The 17953-nt window shown below is 53.5% G+C and carries 19 protein-coding genes; 7 read left to right on the forward strand and 12 right to left on the reverse strand.

From position 1 onward, the window contains the following. Positions 1–45: 45 nt before the first annotated feature. The 10 genes from ACHUEV_RS00570 to iscR all read right to left on the reverse strand — a co-directional run bounded on the left by ACHUEV_RS00570 (position 46) and on the right by iscR (position 9252). Complete coding sequence (locus ACHUEV_RS00570) at positions 46–1269, reverse strand: cysteine desulfurase (protein WP_394177136.1); 1224 nt, start codon at positions 1267–1269, stop codon at positions 46–48. Beyond that, positions 1266–1856, reverse strand: a complete 591-nt coding sequence (locus ACHUEV_RS00575) for a YIP1 family protein (RefSeq protein WP_394177137.1) — start codon at positions 1854–1856, stop codon at positions 1266–1268. Before ACHUEV_RS00575 ends, ACHUEV_RS00570 begins: the two co-directional genes overlap by 4 nt. Further along, positions 1853–2356 (reverse strand): YIP1 family protein, encoded by a 504-nt coding sequence (locus tag ACHUEV_RS00580; protein ID WP_394177138.1) that lies wholly within the window; start codon positions 2354–2356, stop codon positions 1853–1855. The genes ACHUEV_RS00575 and ACHUEV_RS00580 overlap by 4 nt, the downstream gene beginning before the upstream one ends. Beyond that, positions 2356–3642: a SufB/SufD family protein gene (locus ACHUEV_RS00585; RefSeq protein ID WP_394177139.1), complete on the reverse strand. Its 1287-nt coding sequence runs from the start codon at positions 3640–3642 to the stop codon at positions 2356–2358. Before ACHUEV_RS00585 ends, ACHUEV_RS00580 begins: the two co-directional genes overlap by 1 nt. Then, a complete protein-coding gene (gene sufC / locus ACHUEV_RS00590) occupies positions 3642–4397 on the reverse strand; it encodes a Fe-S cluster assembly ATPase SufC (protein WP_106354087.1) in 756 nt (251 codons plus the stop codon). The genes ACHUEV_RS00585 and sufC overlap by 1 nt, the downstream gene beginning before the upstream one ends. Before the next feature lie 166 nt (positions 4398–4563). Continuing rightward, positions 4564–5073, reverse strand: coding sequence for a hypothetical protein (locus ACHUEV_RS00595; protein WP_394177140.1), 510 nt, complete (start codon positions 5071–5073; stop codon positions 4564–4566). A gap of 221 nt (positions 5074–5294) precedes the next feature. After that, positions 5295–6158: an FkbM family methyltransferase gene (locus tag ACHUEV_RS00600; RefSeq protein WP_394177141.1), complete on the reverse strand. Its 864-nt coding sequence runs from the start codon at positions 6156–6158 to the stop codon at positions 5295–5297. 4 nt (positions 6159–6162) lie between these two features. Continuing rightward, positions 6163–7686 (reverse strand): Fe-S cluster assembly protein SufB, encoded by a 1524-nt coding sequence (sufB, locus tag ACHUEV_RS00605; protein WP_106354083.1) that lies wholly within the window; start codon positions 7684–7686, stop codon positions 6163–6165. 12 nt (positions 7687–7698) lie between these two features. Further along, complete coding sequence (locus tag ACHUEV_RS00610; RefSeq protein WP_394177142.1) at positions 7699–8730, reverse strand: cysteine desulfurase family protein; 1032 nt, start codon at positions 8728–8730, stop codon at positions 7699–7701. A gap of 60 nt (positions 8731–8790) precedes the next feature. Next, the gene (iscR, locus tag ACHUEV_RS00615) at positions 8791–9252 is read right to left on the reverse strand and encodes a Fe-S cluster assembly transcriptional regulator IscR (RefSeq protein WP_394177143.1); all 462 of its coding nucleotides are present in this window, start codon (positions 9250–9252) and stop codon (positions 8791–8793) included. A gap of 163 nt (positions 9253–9415) precedes the next feature. Here iscR and ACHUEV_RS00620 point away from each other — a divergent pair, with 163 nt between their 5' ends. The 6 genes from ACHUEV_RS00620 (at position 9416) to ACHUEV_RS00645 (ending at position 14353) form a co-directional block, all read left to right on the forward strand. After that, positions 9416–10069 carry an alpha/beta hydrolase gene (locus tag ACHUEV_RS00620; RefSeq protein WP_394177144.1) on the forward strand — a complete coding sequence of 218 codons (654 nt, stop codon included), beginning with the start codon at positions 9416–9418 and terminating at the stop codon, positions 10067–10069. Between the two features lie 5 nt (positions 10070–10074). Continuing rightward, positions 10075–10503 carry a hypothetical protein gene (locus ACHUEV_RS00625; RefSeq protein ID WP_394177145.1) on the forward strand — a complete coding sequence of 143 codons (429 nt, stop codon included), beginning with the start codon at positions 10075–10077 and terminating at the stop codon, positions 10501–10503. After that, positions 10503–11084, forward strand: coding sequence for an HD domain-containing protein (locus ACHUEV_RS00630; protein WP_394177146.1), 582 nt, complete (start codon positions 10503–10505; stop codon positions 11082–11084). Before ACHUEV_RS00625 ends, ACHUEV_RS00630 begins: the two co-directional genes overlap by 1 nt. A 97-nt stretch (positions 11085–11181) precedes the next feature. Continuing rightward, positions 11182–13317 (forward strand): DEAD/DEAH box helicase, encoded by a 2136-nt coding sequence (locus ACHUEV_RS00635; protein ID WP_394177147.1) that lies wholly within the window; start codon positions 11182–11184, stop codon positions 13315–13317. A gap of 239 nt (positions 13318–13556) precedes the next feature. Next, a complete protein-coding gene (locus tag ACHUEV_RS00640) occupies positions 13557–13889 on the forward strand; it encodes a TfoX/Sxy family protein (protein ID WP_394177148.1) in 333 nt (110 codons plus the stop codon). 41 nt (positions 13890–13930) lie between these two features. After that, positions 13931–14353, forward strand: a complete 423-nt coding sequence (locus ACHUEV_RS00645) for a DUF4112 domain-containing protein (RefSeq protein WP_394177149.1) — start codon at positions 13931–13933, stop codon at positions 14351–14353. On the opposite strand, the gene ndk is transcribed toward ACHUEV_RS00645, so the two are convergent. Next, positions 14350–14772 (reverse strand): nucleoside-diphosphate kinase, encoded by a 423-nt coding sequence (ndk, locus tag ACHUEV_RS00650; RefSeq protein WP_394177150.1) that lies wholly within the window; start codon positions 14770–14772, stop codon positions 14350–14352. The two genes, ACHUEV_RS00645 and ndk, sit on opposite strands and share 4 nt — an antisense overlap. Positions 14773–14937: 165 nt before the next feature. After that, entirely contained in the window at positions 14938–17097 is a 2160-nt protein-coding gene (locus ACHUEV_RS00655; RefSeq protein ID WP_394177151.1) for an esterase-like activity of phytase family protein, read from the reverse strand. Positions 17098–17174: 77 nt separating this feature from the next. Between ACHUEV_RS00655 and ACHUEV_RS00660 the strand changes: the two genes are divergently transcribed. After that, complete coding sequence (locus ACHUEV_RS00660; RefSeq protein ID WP_394177152.1) at positions 17175–17918, forward strand: DUF4336 domain-containing protein; 744 nt, start codon at positions 17175–17177, stop codon at positions 17916–17918. Positions 17919–17953: the final 35 nt, after the last annotated feature.

Raw genomic sequence — 17953 nt, forward strand, 5'->3', positions numbered from 1 at the left:
AGGCGCAAGTCATTCCGCCCTCAGAGACAACCAATTTTTTCTAACCTAGGAAAACAGCTCGCGGCAGAGCTCCAGTGCGTCGACCAATACGTCGACGTCATCCTTCGTATTGTACATAGCGAATGATGCGCGGCAGGTTGCACCTACCCCCATGTGCTCCATCAGCGGCATGGCACAGTGGGTCCCTGCCCGCACTGCAACGCCCTTTTTATCAAGCACGGTCGAGATGTCGTGCGCATGTGCGGCACCTTCGAGCGTGAATGAAAAGATCGCGCCTTTGGTGGCTGACTTGCCCTGAACGTTCAGCCAGTTCAGCCCGTCCAACTTCGTACGCGCGTAGGCACATAGATCATGTTCGTAGGCGGCGATGTTCTCCATCCCGATGCCCATCATATATTCCAGCGCAACACCCATCCCGATGGTTTGCACGATGCCGGGTGTGCCGGCCTCAAACATCATGGGTGGATCGTTATAGGTCACTGCATCGCGTGACACTTCGCGGATCATGTCACCGCCTCCCATAAAGGGCTGCATTTCTTTCATGCGTTCCGGGGTCACATAGATCGCGCCTGATGCCGAGGGACCATATAGTTTATGCCCCGTAATCGCATAGAAATCGCAACCGATATCAGCGACATCAACAGGCATGTGGACGGCGGCCTGCGAGCCATCGACCAAAACAGGCACGCCCTTGGCATGTGCGCCTGCTGTGATTGCTTTTACATCAACGACGGTGCCAAGCACGTTAGACATATGCGTCACTGCAACCAGTTTCGTTTTTGGACCAATTGCATCAATTACTTTTTGCGGGTCAAGGTCACCATTCGCGTCCACATCGACCCACTTGATCACGACACCCTGTCGTTCGCGCAGGAAATGCCATGGCACGATGTTGGCGTGGTGTTCCATGATCGACAGAACAATTTCATCACCGGCCTTCAGACGCGGCATCGCCCATGAATAGGCGACCATATTGATGCCTTCGGTCGTGCCGGTATTGAAGATGATGTCATCCTCAGACGGTGCATTCAGGAACTTAGCGACAGTACCGCGGACGGCTTCGTATTTATCGGTCGCGAGGTTGCTGAGAAAATGCAGGCCCCGATGCACGTTTGCGTATTCTTCGGCATAGCCACGCGTGATAGCGTCAATGACGACCTGCGGCTTTTGCGCGGACGCCCCACTATCAAGGTAAACCAAAGGCTTGCCGTTCACTTCGCGTGACAGAATAGGAAAATCCGCGCGGATTTTTTGCACATCAAAGCTCATGTCGCTTCTCCTAGAGGGGCAATGCCAAGCAGAGCCATCAATATGGCCGCTGCGAAAATTGTGCCAATCATGGCGATAAAAAATGCGGCTGCGGCTTTGCCTAGGCTGTCAAACCCGTGCAGTGTTTTCACAAAGTGAACCATGGATCGCAAAAGCACCATCAGCGCGCCAATGCCCACAAACACCGCCAAAAACGGGCTAATTAGCATGACGAGGATCTGCGCCACATCAAATGTCAGACCGACGGCCTGCATCCAAATGACAATAGTTAATGCGCCGTCAAAACTTCCTGTACCGCCAAACATGATCCCTGCCCGCGATATGGCGGTTGCAAAGATAAGCATGCTGCCAGCGATCAACAGGGCAAGTGCGAAGGGCGTTACTTGCAATGTGTTGGCTTCGGAAGTGGCCGTCGCCATCATAGATGCCACTGCAAGCAGCAATACGTTGGCGATTGAGACAACGATGGCCGCCTGTACCAATACAGGCCTTGCGAAACGGTATTGCAGCACGCGCTCTGCCGTTTCGCTGGGCGCGTTCACCGTCATCGCGACAGCGCGCAACCAGCCTTGTAAAGTCAGGTTCATTGCCCGCGTTCCGTTGCGATCATGCATTGGATCCAGATATAGGCGAATGCTAATGCCCATACCGCGCCAACCAAGATAGACTGGGTTCCCGGCCCGATAAAACCACGCACGAGGCCATGCAAAAGCAACAGCGGAGTCGTCGTAAGCAAAGCCCAAAAGAACGACAGCCGCGCCGAGTACCAGCTGCCTTGCCCACGAAATGCCTTGGCGATCAAATGCGCAACCGCAGCCATGCCATAGAGCGCAAGCGGCAGCATGATGACGACAGCATAGAACGTGTAAGTCATCATGCCTTCAAAATTGATCTCAGGCGGCCACGGCGATGGCTCGTAGCCATTCGCGATACGTGACAGACGCGGCCATTGCGCCACGAAGATCAGAAAACATGCGATCATAACAAAGGCGACGGCGCGATCTTCGCGCCGCCCCTGATCCAATAAATCGCGGATCACAGCGCGCGGTGCGCGCCATGTCCGGATGATATCGGCAGTCAGTGCCATCAGCTACGCCGTGCCAGCCAGCCCTCGAGCCGGTCGCGCAGTTCTTCGGCCAGCGTCGGGTCAGCAATTTCGTCCAAAGCCTCGGCCATAAACGAAAGCGTCAGAAGGTTGCGCGCATCGTACTGCGGAACACCACGCGAACGCAGATAAAACAGGGCTGTTTCATCAATCGCACCCGATGTTGACCCGTGTGAACAAGCCACGTCATCCGCATAGATTTCCAGCTCTGGCTTGGCTAAGAACTGTGCATCATCATCCAACAAAAGCGATTGGCTGATCTGATAACCGTCAGTCTTCTGCGCACCTTCTTTCACAAGAATTTTCCCTTGGAAAACGCCTGTCGCACCATTGCGCAGCACTTTTTTGAACACCTGACGGCTTTCGCCGTTCAATGCATCATGTGTAATAAAGACGGTATCATCGTGGTGGAAATCATTGCCATCACCGACACAAACGCCCGCAACATGTGCAATCGCATCGTCGCCGATAATCTCAAGAACGCATTCGTTGCGCGTCATCACACCGTTAACGGTCAGCGTAAATGACTTGAACGAAGATTCCGCGCCAACCCTTGCAAAACAATGAGTTACCGCGCGACGTTCATGATCACGACCTTGCGCGCGCACGTGGTGGAATGAGCCGCCGTCGGCAACTTCGACCTCAAGACAGCCAGAAAAACGCGCCGCGGCAGGACCGTTTTCAAGCAGTGTCACTTCGGCACCCGTCTCTACTTTAACCAAGTTGTGCAGCACGGCATCTGATGTCTCGTCCTTATGGAGGTAGACAAGGTGAATTGGCTTGGCGACTTTACCGGTTGCCCGGATCACCACACCGTCGGTTGCAAGCGCTGTGTTCAGCGCTGCCAAAGGACGCTCAACAGGTGTCTGACCACGCGTTTCCAAAACACCGTACAGGTCTTTTGCCCAGTGAATGTCTGCTGCCATCGCATCAGCAAGGCGTTCAATCTCAACACCCTCGCCTGTCAATTCGTCAGAGGCATCAGCATCAAAAACACCGTCGACAAAGACGATCTTCAAACGATCAACAGCATCAAACAATGGTGTTTCACCGGCGTGAAAAACAGCTGCTTTTGGCGCTTCAGCTGCGGTCAGCTCGGACGGGTTGGTGTATTTCCAATACTCGTCGCGCTTTGTAGGCAGCCCCATTTGGCGCACGCGTGCTAACGCATCAGCACGTGCCGCATTCGACCATGCAGCACCTTCTGGCAGGGTCACCCCAGCCAGACGCGCCTCTGTCGCATCAGATTTCAGTTTAGCTAGGGCCATTAGGACACCTCTGCCAAAATGTCAGAATAGCCGTTGTTTTCAACTTCCAAAGCAAGCTCTGGTCCACCTGTTTTCACGATACGACCGTCGGCCATGATGTGAACCACATCGGGCTTAATGTGATCTAGCAAACGCTGGTAGTGGGTGATCACGAGGAACGAACGCCCTTCTGAACGCAGCGCATTAACTCCATCTGCAACAAGTTTCATCGCATCAACGTCAAGACCAGAGTCCGTTTCATCCAAGATGCACATCTTAGGTGACAACATCGCCATCTGCAGAATCTCGTTCCGCTTCTTCTCACCGCCAGAGAAACCAACGTTAACTGGACGTTTCAGCATATCCGCGTCGATTTTCAGGTCTTTCGCCTTCGCACGTACTTCCTTCAAGAAGTCACCAGCGCTTAGCTCTTCTTCACCGCGCGCTTTGCGCTGTGCGTTCACCGCTGTACGCAGGAACGTCATGTTGCCAACGCCGGGAATTTCGACCGGGTATTGGAATGCGAGGAAAAGACCAGCCGCAGCACGCTCTTCTGGTTCCATATCCAGCAGATCTTCACCTTCGAGCTCCGCAGAACCGTCAGTGACCTCATAACCATCCTTGCCGGACAGCACGTAAGACAAAGTCGATTTACCTGACCCGTTTGGCCCCATAATCGCATGAACCTTGCCGGTTTCAACGGTCAGGTCCAACCCCTTCAGGATTTGCTTATCTTCATCTTCAAGTTTGACCTTTAGGCCTTTGATTTCTAGCATTTTTCTTCCTTCGACGTATCAGCACATTTTAGTGCATGTGGGGTATGGCAGCGCGAGTTAGGCCGCGCTGCGAATAGGTGAAAATTGTTGGATGACGCATCACCAACGACCGCCTGCTTACCAGCGGACAGGTACATGTGTGATGTGGATGATTGTAACGCCCGCGTTAGAACGTAAAGACGTTGCCCTGAAACAGAATTGATCCGGCTGTGGTCGTTGACTTGATCTCGGCCACATACTCTGGCGTATAGATTTTGGCCATCAGATCCGGCCATTTCCAAACAAAGTTGTGACCTGCGACCAGCATGAGACATAGGCCAGCGATTTGTCCAAAACGAGCAAGCAGTTGTTGGCGTTTCATAAGAGCGGAAAACAACAGAACCATCCACAGACCGATCAGAAGATCGGAAAAAGTGATCGCCGAATTGCCCCCGGTCATTCCCAGATAGCGCACGCGCACGACCTGCGCGCAAAACATCGCGGCCCCGCCGATAACCATCGACACGAGAATGGCAGACATCGCCTGACTGCTTTGTGACGGCGGTTTGACGATCTTGGCGCGCGTTACCTTTTTCGGGATATGCATTCCCAAATCGGGGTCGTAATAGGAATTGTTGCGCGGATTGTTGATACGCTTGATCCGCGCGTCGAAATCCTTTTGCCCCATATTCGCCATCTTGAGACACCCTAACCTGCTGTCGTTGCGGAGTTAATCGCAACAAACTGCGGCAAGAACTGGGCCGCGCCGGGGCACTTAATGGGCGTTGCTCAAAAAGATCCCGCCGATCAACTTCACAATTCATTCCACCGTAAGCTTGCAGATTCCCCCCGCCGCTTTTGGTCTGGACTGCCTTCCAAGCAACTTTGTCGTGATGAACTTTGCTCATATCGCCACCGTTACACCGTCAACATCGCGACATAGTCGCGCAAAGTACTGGCAGAAATAGCGCCGCGCGCGACTAATCGATCAAGACAGTGGCACGTTAGATCGGGGCTATCGAACACATCATCCGCAAATATCGCCAACTTCTTCAGTTGTTCGTCACTCACCGACTCGTGGTCACGTAAATCTCGAATATAGACCGCATCTGCATCAATCAAATGGCTCTTTGAGACCACGCCACGCAGTTGCGATTTGACTGTGCTGCCGACGCGAAGAGAAGTTGACGATAGAAATTTATGCATCATAAATCCCTGCCCGCGCAACGTAAGATCTAGCCCAGCGAACATCGGCTCACCTTCATACAGCTGATTAAAACGTACTTCTGGAATCACGACAACCGCTTCAGAGAGCTTGCGCGCGGCGTTATCAATGATCATTTTCTCCGCGCCCTGAACGTCAATCTTTAGACAATCAATTTGAGGTAGCTCACGTAGATCATCCAAACGCACAGTCTCAATAGAATGCTCTGTTACGTCGCGCGCCCGAGCACCCCAAAAGCCAAAAGTCGTAAAGCCTTTTTCGTGCAGCGGATAAATCGATGTAAAACCGCTATTCCGAGAAACAAACAAAGTATGAGGCTTCCCGTCACCCACGGCATGCGGAAAATAAGTTTCGTTCGTTCCTTTGATTTTTTGCAGCTCGTCAAATGCGTCGAACTGAGGCTCAAACCCCCAGACATGACAAAGCCCGCGATCCAAAAGCGGTTTATATGGCGGATCACTTAGTGGATTCGCCCCGACATCGACAACGCGCAATTCTTCAGCTAGCCGCAGCGCGCCCACCAAAAAATCAGCCCGTGATTTCGCTGTAGATGTCATTTGATCAGCCAACCGAACCTTCCAACGAAATCGCGACAAGTGCCTGCGCTTCCATCGCGAATTCCATTGGTAGCGCTTGCAGGACTTCTTTACAGAAGCCGTTAACGACCAATGCGACGGCTTCCTCTTCGTCCATACCACGTGCGCGGCAATAGAACAGTTGCTCGTCATCCACCTTTGATGTGGTCGCTTCGTGCTCAACACGGCTGCTGTTATTTTTGACTTCGATGTAAGGAACAGTGTGTGCGCCACATTTGTCACCGATCAGAAGGCTGTCACACTGAGTATAGTTGCGCGAATCTTTTGCTTTGGGGTGCATCGACACGAGCCCACGATAGGTGTTTTGCGCCTTACCAGCCGAAATCCCCTTGGACACGATCCGAGACTTCGTGTTTTTGCCAAGATGCACCATCTTTGTGCCCGTATCGGCCTGTTGCATGTTGTTTGCGATGGCGATGGAATAGAATTCACCTTGTGAATCGTCGCCACGCAGGATGCAGCTTGGGTATTTCCAAGTGACAGCAGAACCAGTCTCAACCTGTGTCCACATGATCTTGGCGCGGTCGCCGCGGCAATCGGCACGCTTGGTCACAAAGTTATAAATCCCACCTACCCCGTTTTCATCACCGGGATACCAGTTCTGAACTGTCGAGTATTTCACTTCAGCATCTTCTTCGATGATGATCTCAACCACGGCAGCGTGCAGCTGTGCTGTGTCGCGTTTCGGGGCGGTACAGCCTTCTAGATAAGAAACGTAGCTGCCTTTATCGGCGATGATCAGTGTACGTTCGAACTGACCAGTGTTTTCCGCGTTGATACGGAAGTAAGTGGACAGTTCCATCGGGCAGCGCACGCCCGGAGGCACGTAAACAAACGACCCATCCGAGAATACAGCCGAGTTCAGCGTAGCGTAAAAGTTGTCAGATGGCGGCACGACAGTACCAAGGTACTTCTTGACCAACTCAGGGTGCTTTTCGATAGCTTCTGAGATTGAACAGAAGATCACGCCAGCCTTTTCCAGTTCTTTCTGGAAAGTAGTACCAACAGACACGGAATCGAAAACAGCATCAACAGCGACCTTACGGCCCTCGGCTGGCATGTTCTCAGCACCTTCTACGCCTGCAAGAATCATTTGTTCCTTCAGGGGGATGCCCAGTTTTTCGTAGGTCGCCAGCAGCTTGGGATCGACCTCGTCCAAAGACTTAGGTTTTTCTTCCATGCTTTTCGGACGAGCATAGTAATAGATGTCTTGGAAATCGATGTCTGGGTAGCTGACCATCGCCCATGTGGGCTCTTCGATCTTTTCCCAACGCGCAAACGCTTCTAGGCGCCACTCGGTCATCCATTCGGGTTCATTGTTCTTGCCAGAAATCAGACGCACGATATCCGTGTTCACGCCTTTAGGGGCGTAATCCATCTCGATCTCAGTGTTCCAACCGTATTTATAGGTGCCAGACAGCTTCGAGACAGCATCGACAGTTTCCTGATCAACGCCTTCTTTGACCTCTACGTCTTTGATAGCAGACATATTACTTTCCTCTCATGCGGCCCGCAGCCGCGCCCGTTTCTTCGTCCAGGCCTGCACAAAGCGCATGACCTCGTCTTCTGTTGTTTCAACCCCAAGCGATACGCGTAGCGCACTTGCTGCGGCATCATCGTCAAGGCCAATCGCGCGCAACACGCGGCTCACTTTGACCTTGCCGGACGAACAAGCAGAGCCCGCCGACACGGCAAAGCCAGCTAAATCCATCGCCATAACTTGGGTCTCACCCTTCCAACCCGGCGTCGCAAAACAACTGGTGTTGGGTAATCTGTTCGCATCTTTCCCGACAAAAATAGTGTTCTTTTCGTCAGCCTCAATGGCCTTTTCTAGAATATTTCTAAGTTCCGCAACCCGTTCCCACTTTCCGGCCGCAAGGTCAGCCTGCGCGGCGGTCACTGCTGCGCCCATTCCAGCAATTGCAATGACGTTCTCAGTACCCGAACGACGGCCCATTTCTTGGCCGCCACCTTTTATTTGGGCAACCACATCGGTGCCCGCCGGAAAAATCAATGCGCCGACGCCGGTCGGGCCGCCGAACTTATGCGCCGATAGAAAAACCATCTGCACACCAGACCACGAAAAGGCAAATGGGACCTTGCCAAACCCTTGTGTAATGTCACTCACAGCAAGGCCCGAAGGAAGCGCCTGCACAATACCGGTTTCCGAATTCGCAAGCTGCAACACCGAATGGGCGGGATCATCCACCTGAACGATACCATCCTTAACTGACAACACCGGATCAATCCAAGCATGCACCGCATCATGCTCAATCGGCGCCGCCTTCAATCCACGCCCCGCCAACGCAAGTGCCGCCGCCTCTGTCGCGCCAGAGGTAAAGACAACATCAGCACCCGAAGCCCCAACAGCCTCGGCCACCTGCAGACGCGCTTTCTCGATCACAGCCTTGGCAGCACGCCCTTCAGCATGCACCGAAGACGGATTGCCGACGACATCCATCGCAGCAATCATCGCCGCGCGCGCTTCGGCCCGCAAAGGCGTTGTCGCGTTATGATCAAGATAGGTTCTCATCACATCATCTTGCCAAAACTACTCCGGGGGAGGCCGCAGGCCGGGGGCAGCGCCCCTTCTTCAATCTTCATCAACAACTTCGAATAGCGCAGGAACCGCCGGGCATGGAGCCAAGGCGTTACCAATAACGTCTGAAAGCCGCGCCTGATGCAAAAACACATAGACATGTGCGCTCAGCCCTTCCCACAAACGATTAGTCAGCGACTGCGCACGAGACCCCGAAGCACCGCCCGAAGCGCCCGCACCTTTGTGCATCGCCGAAACGGTTTCGTCGACAGCACCCAGAATATCTGACACGCGAATTTCTGATGACGGCTTCGCAAGCCGATAACCACCGCCAGGACCGCGCACTGATTCCACCAAACCGGCGCGACGCAACTTCACAAACAACTGCTCAAGATAGGGCAAAGAGATGTCTTGACGCTTTGAAATCTCGGTCAGGTTGATCAGCGTATCTGCTGGTTGTAGCGCCAGATCAGCCAGCGCAACCATCGCATAACGCCCTTTAGTACTTAATTTCATCACTCTCCCCCATACAAACGCGCAATTTTATTGACGGCACGGCGCTGCGTCATTACTTCACCGAGACCAGTCAATTTGGGACTTCACCCAGATTAGAATCTTTCTAAGGTGCCCGAGCATTTTCGTCAACAATGCTCATGCGCCGCAGCAGCGACGGATCAATATGCCCGAAGTCATCTTTCCCGGACCCGAAGGACGCCTAGAAGGGCGTTACCACCCGCAAAAAGACCGCGATGCACCGATTGCAATCGTTTTGCATCCGCATCCGCAATTTGGCGGCACAATGAACAACCGGGTTGTCTATAATCTGCACTATGCATTTTATAACATGGGTTTCACTGTTCTTCGGTTTAACTTCCGTGGCGTTGGCCGCTCTCAGGGTGAATATGACCAAGGTGTTGGTGAACTCTCTGATGCAGCATCTGCACTCGATTACCTCCAGTCGATGAACAACAACTCAAAGCACTGTTGGGTTGCTGGTTTCTCGTTCGGGGCATGGATCGGAATGCAGCTATTGATGCGTCGTCCTGAAATCACTGGGTTCATCTCAGTCAGCCCACCTGCGAACATGTATGACTTTAGCTTCCTTGCGCCCTGCCCGTCTTCGGGTTTGATCATCAACGGATCAAATGACCGTGTTGCGCCACCTGCCGATACCGTGAACCTCGTGAACAAACTGCACGAACAAAAGGGTATCACAGTCACGCACACGGAAATGGAAGGCGCGGGTCACTTCTTTGAAGATCCATACATGGACCCGATGATCGACAACGTAAAAACATACGTACGTCGTCGCCTCACTGAAAACACACGGTAAATCCAATGGCAGAATCCTACGTTCAACGCGTCGCTGACGAACTCGCTGATCTGGCACTGGCCGATCAAAAGGCATCTGGTGATATCGCAATCGTAGATGCCATTGGTGACATTCTTGGAGCGTCCTCGCAGACGCTTCAGGAAACTTATCTGACTTCGGTGCGGGTACGTCGCGCCGAGGAACGGGCACGTGCGATGTTGGATTCGCGTAAGGCCAACGGGTTTAAAGATGCCCCGAAGCCCAAAGCAGCACCTCTTCAAGGCTTGTCTGAAGAAGACAAAGAACGTGAAGAAGCCAAAATCGCAGAAGAGGCTGCCGCAAAGCAGGCAGAGCCTGCAGCAGCACCAGAACCCACAGCCGAAACCAAGGCTGAAGCCCCTGCCCCTGCAGCGCCAGAACCAAACGTGAGCATGCCACGCCGGATTAAACGCTAGTGACCGAACGCATCGACGCGCAGCTCGCGTTCTTGATCGAGGCCGATAAGCTGAAATCGACCCTGCGCGCGACCACACTTTGCTGTGGAACACGGCGTGAAAATTCCGGCGAACATAGCTGGCACATCGCGCTTTATGCGATGGTCATGGCCGAACACGCGACGCGCCCCGTCAATATCGACCGCGTTATCAAAATGCTGTTGATCCATGACATTGTTGAGATCGACGCAGGTGACAATCCTATTCACGGCGACCATGACCCCGCTGAAATGGAAGCTATCGAACAAGCCGCCGCTGAGCGCATCTTTGGTCTGCTGCCCAGCGATCAGGCTGCGGCGTTTCGCGCCCTTTGGGATGAATTCGAAGCGGCGCAAACAGACGATGCCATCTTTGCGAAATCCATTGACCGCGTACAGCCTGTCATTTCGAACCTCGAAACGGATGGCGGCACTTGGCCCGAGTATAATGTGACCCAAGCACAGCTGCATTCACGAGTTGGCATTAAGGTCCAGCGTGGTGCACCTGCAATCTGGAACGCCCTAAAGTCACGTATTGACGCGTGGTTTCTACAAAACCCCTGACGTAGGCTAAGAAAAGCAGCGTTTAATAGCGTCTTTCCCCTATACAAACGGCTTTCATCGGCGTAGTGCGCACGCTTACCCGCCAGAAAGCCCCCCGATGACCACGATGATCCAGACCCTTGCCGATGCACTAGCCAAACAGGGCTACACCGACCTGACCCCCGTTCAGGAGGCTGTGACCAACCCAGAACTTGAAAGCAAAGACCTGCTTGTCTCTGCACAGACAGGTTCTGGTAAAACAGTTGGCTTTGGTTTGGCGATTGGACCGACAATCCTTGCAGAGGACGGCACATTCGGTCCTGCCGGACGTCCGCACGCGTTGGTCATCGCACCGACACGCGAACTGGCGCTACAGGTGAAGCGCGAATTGCAGTGGCTTTATGCAGGGGCTGGCGCAACGCTGGCGTCATGTGTTGGCGGGATGGATTTCCGTGACGAACGCCGCAGCCTAGAACGCGGTGCACATATCGTCGTGGCAACGCCCGGCCGTCTGCGCGACCACATCATGCGCGGCACGATTGACCTTAGCGACATCAAGGCTGTCGTTTTGGACGAAGCCGACGAAATGCTTGATTTGGGTTTCCGCGAAGATCTGGAATTCATTCTCGAACAAGCGCCCGAAACACGCCGCACCCTGCTCTTCTCGGCAACAGTGCCCCCAATGATCGCAAAACTTGCGCAATCATATCAGCGTGACGCCGTTCGCGTTGCGACTGTTTCCAAAGAAAAGCAGCACAGCGACATCGAATACCGTGCGCTTCGCGTCGCAAACCACGACATCGACGCTGCGATCATCAACTGCCTTCGCTACTATGATGCGCCAAACGCAATCGTATTTGCGAACACACGTGCAATGGTAACGCGCCTAACGACACGTCTGTCGAACCGTGGCTTTGCGACTGTTGCCCTTTCCGGTGAGCTTTCTCAGAATGAACGTTCGCACGCGCTTCAGGCGATGCGCGATGGCCGCGCAAAGGTTTGTGTTGCGACAGACGTTGCTGCCCGCGGCATTGACCTGCCAAACCTAGAATTAGTCATCCACGCAGAGCTACCAACAAACGCAGAAACCCTGCTGCACCGTTCGGGCCGTACAGGTCGTGCCGGTCGCAAGGGTATTTCAGCACTTATCGTGCCTGCAAAGATGAAGCGTCGCGCGGAAAACCTGCTTAAGTGGGGTAAACTGACAGCTGAATGGGCAGAACCGCCCACCGCAGAAGAAGTAAACGCCAAAGACGAAGAACGACTGCTGACCGATCCGGTTTGGTCTGAAGAATTCACTGCAAGCGAACAAGACTTTGCCAAACGTCTGCTTGCCGAACACGACGCCGAAAAGATCGCGGCTGCTTATCTGCGGCTATACGCCGGTAAAAACTCAGCGCCAGAGGTCCTATCTGAATACAAAGACGGCCCGCAGCGTGGCGAACGTCCGGAACGCGCACCGCGCGAGCACAAATCATTTGGTCCGTCCAAGTGGTTTAGCGTCGATGTAGGCCGCGAAGGCAAAGCCGAAGCACGTTGGCTGCTGCCAATGATCTGCAAAGCCGGTGATATCACGAAAAACGAAATCGGCGCGATCCGGATTCAGCCGAATGAAACTTTCGTAGAGATTTCGGAACCCGCGGTCGCTGGCTTCCTTAAGGCTGTCGGCAGCGACATGAAACTAGAAAACCAAGCAACGCTTAAGGCACTTGATGGTGCACCGCAGCTTGGCGAACGCGGCCCACGCAAAACAAAACGTGACTACGACGATCGCCCAAAGCGTGATCGCGACACTAAACCTAAGCGCGAGTATGGTGACAAGCCAAAACGCACAGCGCCACGCGACCGCCCTGCTCCGCCACCGTCGTCACAGCATGACGTACCAGCGATCCAGCCGGTCCCGGGTGCCGCTGATGATTACAGTGCAAAGCGTAAACCACGCCATAAACCTGAACGCCGCGACCATGGCGAAGCGCTGGTCGAAAAGCGCGGCAAGCCTGCTTACAAGGGCAAGTCTGACGGCGGGAAATCTGGCTACAAAGGCAAGTCTGACGGCGGAAAGACCGGCTATAAGGGCAAATCCGACGGTGGAAAGCCCGGATACAAGGGTAAATCGGACGGCGGACCACGTGGCGGCAAACCAGCGGGCAAGCCCAAGGGCAACGCAAAAGACACGTCAAAGCGGTTCGTACCACCTGGTGGCAAAAGTAAAGCACGCAAAGGGGGTAATACCCCTCCCCGAAAGGATAGGTAATTGAACAGCTGTGACGGATATTAGAACTTTTTCCCCGGTACCGTAGCCGCAACGCGCTGCTAAGATACCACCATAAGGAGAAAGGATACCTATCATGGCTAATTCAGACCCTAAGAAAACAAAGGCGGAGCCCGCCAAAATTCCGGCTCCGCAACCTCAGGCACCACAGCGTCAGATCTTTTTCGATTTCGCCAGCATCTAGGCTAGGCATGTGCACAAGGCGCGCGTAAAATCGCGCCATGAGCGCATTGACCACGATTAAGAACATCGGCCCAGCGTTTGAAAAATCGCTGACAGCCGCAGGAATAACAACCGCAGAAGAGTTGCGCGCCCTTGGCGCCGATGCCGCCTATCAACGGCTGCTTGAAAACGGAGCCCGCCCCCATTTCATCGGTTACTATGTCCTGCACATGGCGCTTCAAGGGCGGCCATGGAACGACTGTAAGGGCGAAGAAAAGAAGACGCTTCGCAAGCAATTCGACAAGCTAAAATCCCAAAACTTTGACGAAGACCGGTCCGAATTGGAGCGGTTCTTGAACCAAATCGGTGTGGTTCCAGCGGACTCGAAGTAAACACCCTTCACATTTGATGCGGATTCGTTTATGTTAACAGCATGAACATAGAACAGGATATTGACCACGAACTTTCCCGCCTGCGTAAATTGGCTTGGCGGATGGACGCATTATTTTACATCCCGGGCACCAATATTTCGGTCGGGCTGGATAACATTTTAGGCTTAGTACCGGTTGTCGGTGACATTGCGGCGCTTGTACCGTCTACTTGGATGATTAAGCAGGCGCACCGACTTGGGGCCACCCCGGGCGCCTTGGTGTATATGGGTATGAATACACTGCTTGATTTCCTAATCGGCAGCATCCCATTGGTCGGCGACATCTTTGATGCGCTGTATAATGCGAACATCCGCAACTACCGCGCGCTTGAACGGAACCTAAATGAAAAGGCCGCCCGCGCCAAAACGGTGCGGACGGCCCAAAAAGATCTTGGCTGGGCGAACCCTAACCTACTGTCGGATTAACCAACCAGTTCAAGACCTGAGAAGAAGAATGCGATTTCTTCAGCAGCTGTTTCAGGTGCGTCAGAACCGTGAACAGAGTTTTCACCGATAGACAGTGCGAACTCTTTACGGATTGTGCCTTCTGCAGCGTCTGCTGGGTTAGTTGCGCCCATGACTTCGCGGTTTTTCGCGATTGCGTCTTCGCCTTCAAGAACTTGAACAACGATTGGCTCAGAGATCATGAATTCGCACAGTTCGCCAAAGAAAGGACGCTCAGAGTGCACACCGTAGAATGTCTGTGCTTGCGCCAGTGTCAGCTGAATACGCTTGGATGCGACGATGCGCAGGCCAGCTTCTTCGAACTTAGCGGCGATTTTACCAGTTAGGTTACGCTTTGTTGCGTCTGGTTTGATGATCGAGAATGTACGCTGAATAGCCATGTTTACAGGTCTTTCATGTCATAGGGTTTACTTTGTGGCGTCCCCTACCATGCGTCGGCCAGCGTGAAAAGAGGTAGGATCGCCTTGGCTCGTTTTCAGATAAATAAACGGCAACAGCCGCCCAACATTCTGGGCGGCTGTATCGCATTTTGGGAATGGGATTGTTTACCGATCTAGACCTTCCAGCGCAAAGAACATCGTCTCGCCGGAATGATCATCGACACCGTCATTATCTGTAACAACATAGGCAGTGCCATTTGGGGTAAATGTCAGCCCCTCAACCTTATCCAGCACATAACCACCAGTGGCCGTCAGATCAGGGATCAGGTCACGCACGACCTCTTTTGTGACCACGTGCAGATCCCCACCCAGTGCCGCTGGAACCATCTCGTCAAGCGACACGCGCGTAATCTGTTTCACCACCGCGTTGCCACCGATCTGATTGTCACGTTCGATCAGGTAGACATAGTCACCCTGCGCCACGATTTCGGACAGCCCGACCCAGCCTGTTTCCGGCGCTTCCAAAGGATAGTGAACAGCGCCCCATTCTTCTGTTTCCAGATTATAGGAAACTAGCTTTACCAGCCCCGCAGGATCATCTTCCCATTCACGCTGCACGGCCATCCAAAGCGTATCGCCCACAACGGTGATCCCCTCAAATCCAAATCGCTTTTGCACGCCCAACAGTTCGTTTGGCAGGCCGATCTCTGCGTCGATCACTCCATCGGCATCAATGTGATAGATCGCGTGGGGCACCATACGGTCAATACGGCCTTCTGAGGCGACCCAGAAACCATCGTCGCCGTCCGAAGCGATCCCTTCCATATCCAGATTTTGCGCAGGATAAACACCCCGTGTCACCGGCGTGGCCGATGTAATCTGCGCGGGTGTCACGCTCACGTCGATGGTAAAGATCGTTGGTTGATAGCTATAGAAGCTGTCATTCACAGCAACCAAAGTCGTGTCATCAACAGCCGCCAAGCCAGACAGCGCGCCCCAGCCGATCAAGCTGTCTGCACCGGCAGATGTGATCATTGGGTATGACGCCGCGGCATCAGAGTATTCATAGATCATCACATGACTGCGTACGCCGCCATCTTCGATCAAATCCACTTCGTTGGCTGAAACCAATAGGTTACGCGATGGAATTGAAACATAGCCTTCAGGCCCGATCCCTGATGGCAGCAGCTGGGTTAGCACCGGGTTTGCAAGGTCTGTCGCATCGTAGACTCCAACCATCGATGCGCGCTCCGCACCAACGAATACCATGGGTGTCCCGTTGAACGTTGCGGTTTCAATCGACTCTGGCTCTACGCCTTTGCTATCAGAGCGTTTATCGGGGTAATGTCCCGCCTGCACGACTGCATGTTCAAAGCTCGTACCACTGTCGTAAACCACGGTTCCGTCTCGGTGAAAGATGGTCCAGCCACGTGTTCCGCCATCCATGTCACCTTCGTTCGCCGTGGCAAAGTGGTCTTCGTCCACCCACTTCACAGCATCGGGTTCACGCGGCAAATCAGATTGGCTTTCAGTGAATAATAATGCCGCGCGTTCATCCGTCGCATCGATCCCGCTCAGATCAACGGTACCGGCGCTAAAGTGGCTTTTGATGGCACCATCGCGACCGACAACAACGATGTGGTTATTTTCTTGCATTGTAACAACAACATCACCTGCGTTATTGATGTCTACAAACTCTGGTTCCGGGTCTTCTGGGCTGATTTCGGCAAGGCCCGTCATGTCCACGTTGATCAGCGTATCGCAATCAGCAACCCCATCAGCGATCTGCACCAAGCTCAGCGCACCTGCTGGCAATTGCCCTGTACGGCCATCGCCCAAATCTTCGTCGCGTTCGTTTTCAATTGCCACAGCGACAAAGCTTCCGTCTTTGGCAATCGCAATGCTGTCTGGCTGTCCGGGGAGTTCGCAGCGCGCAAGCTCCTCGCCAGAGGCTATATCGATGACTGCTAAATTGCCCGACGGATCAGTATAGCTAACGGACGTATTCACACCCACGAACGCGGCATTCCCTAAGATACCAACCGATGTAGGCTCCCCGCCAACATTAACATTACCAAGCGGCGCAGGATTCGCGGGGTCAGTAATATCGATACGACCAATCACACCCAATGGGCTGTCGGTATAAACCAACGTCATACCATCGGCAGTTGCCGCGATGATCTCGGCCGAGGTTTCGACGGCTTGGTCGCCCTCGCCGATATTCAAATGGGTTGGAAAAGAAGAAATGCGATTAAAAGCATCGGCATGCGCCATGCCAGCGGTCAAAGCCAGAGCAGAAGTCAGGCAGCAAAGACGGTAAGTCATGATTGTCCTCAGGTTAGTTATTCAAAACCCCATGAACCTGATCCACGACGTTCAGGTAACGCGCCGATGACGTTTTCATGACAGGTGCTGTTGCGTTTGACCGATCAGACAAATTGGATCAACTTTGCTGTATGATCACGCCATTCGCCGATAACATCTGGATTACTAACGGCCCCACCGTTCATGTCGCGGGCTTTCATTATCCAACGCGGATGGCAGTTATTCGGTTAGCGACCGGAGGGCTGTTCATTTGGTCACCAGTCGCGCTGACAGACACATTAAGGGCCGAAATTGACGCGCGAGGCACCGTTGCGCACATCGTCGCCCCAAATACATTACATCACGTGTTTCTGTCAGATTGGTGCCGCGCATATCCACAAGCCAAGTGCCACGGCCCCGCAAAATTGCATAAAAAGCGTCGAGACATCTCCTTTGATACCGATCTAACCGAAGCCACTGAAGCCGAATGGCACGACGACATCGCGCAAATACCCCTGACCGGGAACCTCATCACAACAGAGGTGGTGTTTTTTCACCGCACAAGCGGAACCGTTCTATTCACTGATTTCTTACAGCAAATACCTTCCGAACTGCTGGCCGGCTGGCGCGCATACGTGGCGCGGATAGATAAGATGACCGGCGCGGAACCTCAGGTGCCGTTGAAATTCCGTCTTGCATGGTACAACAGACGTGCAGCACGCAACGCAGTTTCGACGATTTTAGATTGGCCCGTCGAACGGGTATTAATGGCGCATGGCACGCCCGTGACACAAGACGCCCCCGCGTTTATCCGCCGCGCGTTTCGCTGGCTGATCGCCTAAGCTGCATTACAGCAATTGACCCTGCCTCTTGGATC

This window comes from Yoonia maritima (genome assembly GCF_043641945.1).
Classification (GTDB): domain Bacteria; phylum Pseudomonadota; class Alphaproteobacteria; order Rhodobacterales; family Rhodobacteraceae; genus Yoonia; species Yoonia maritima_B.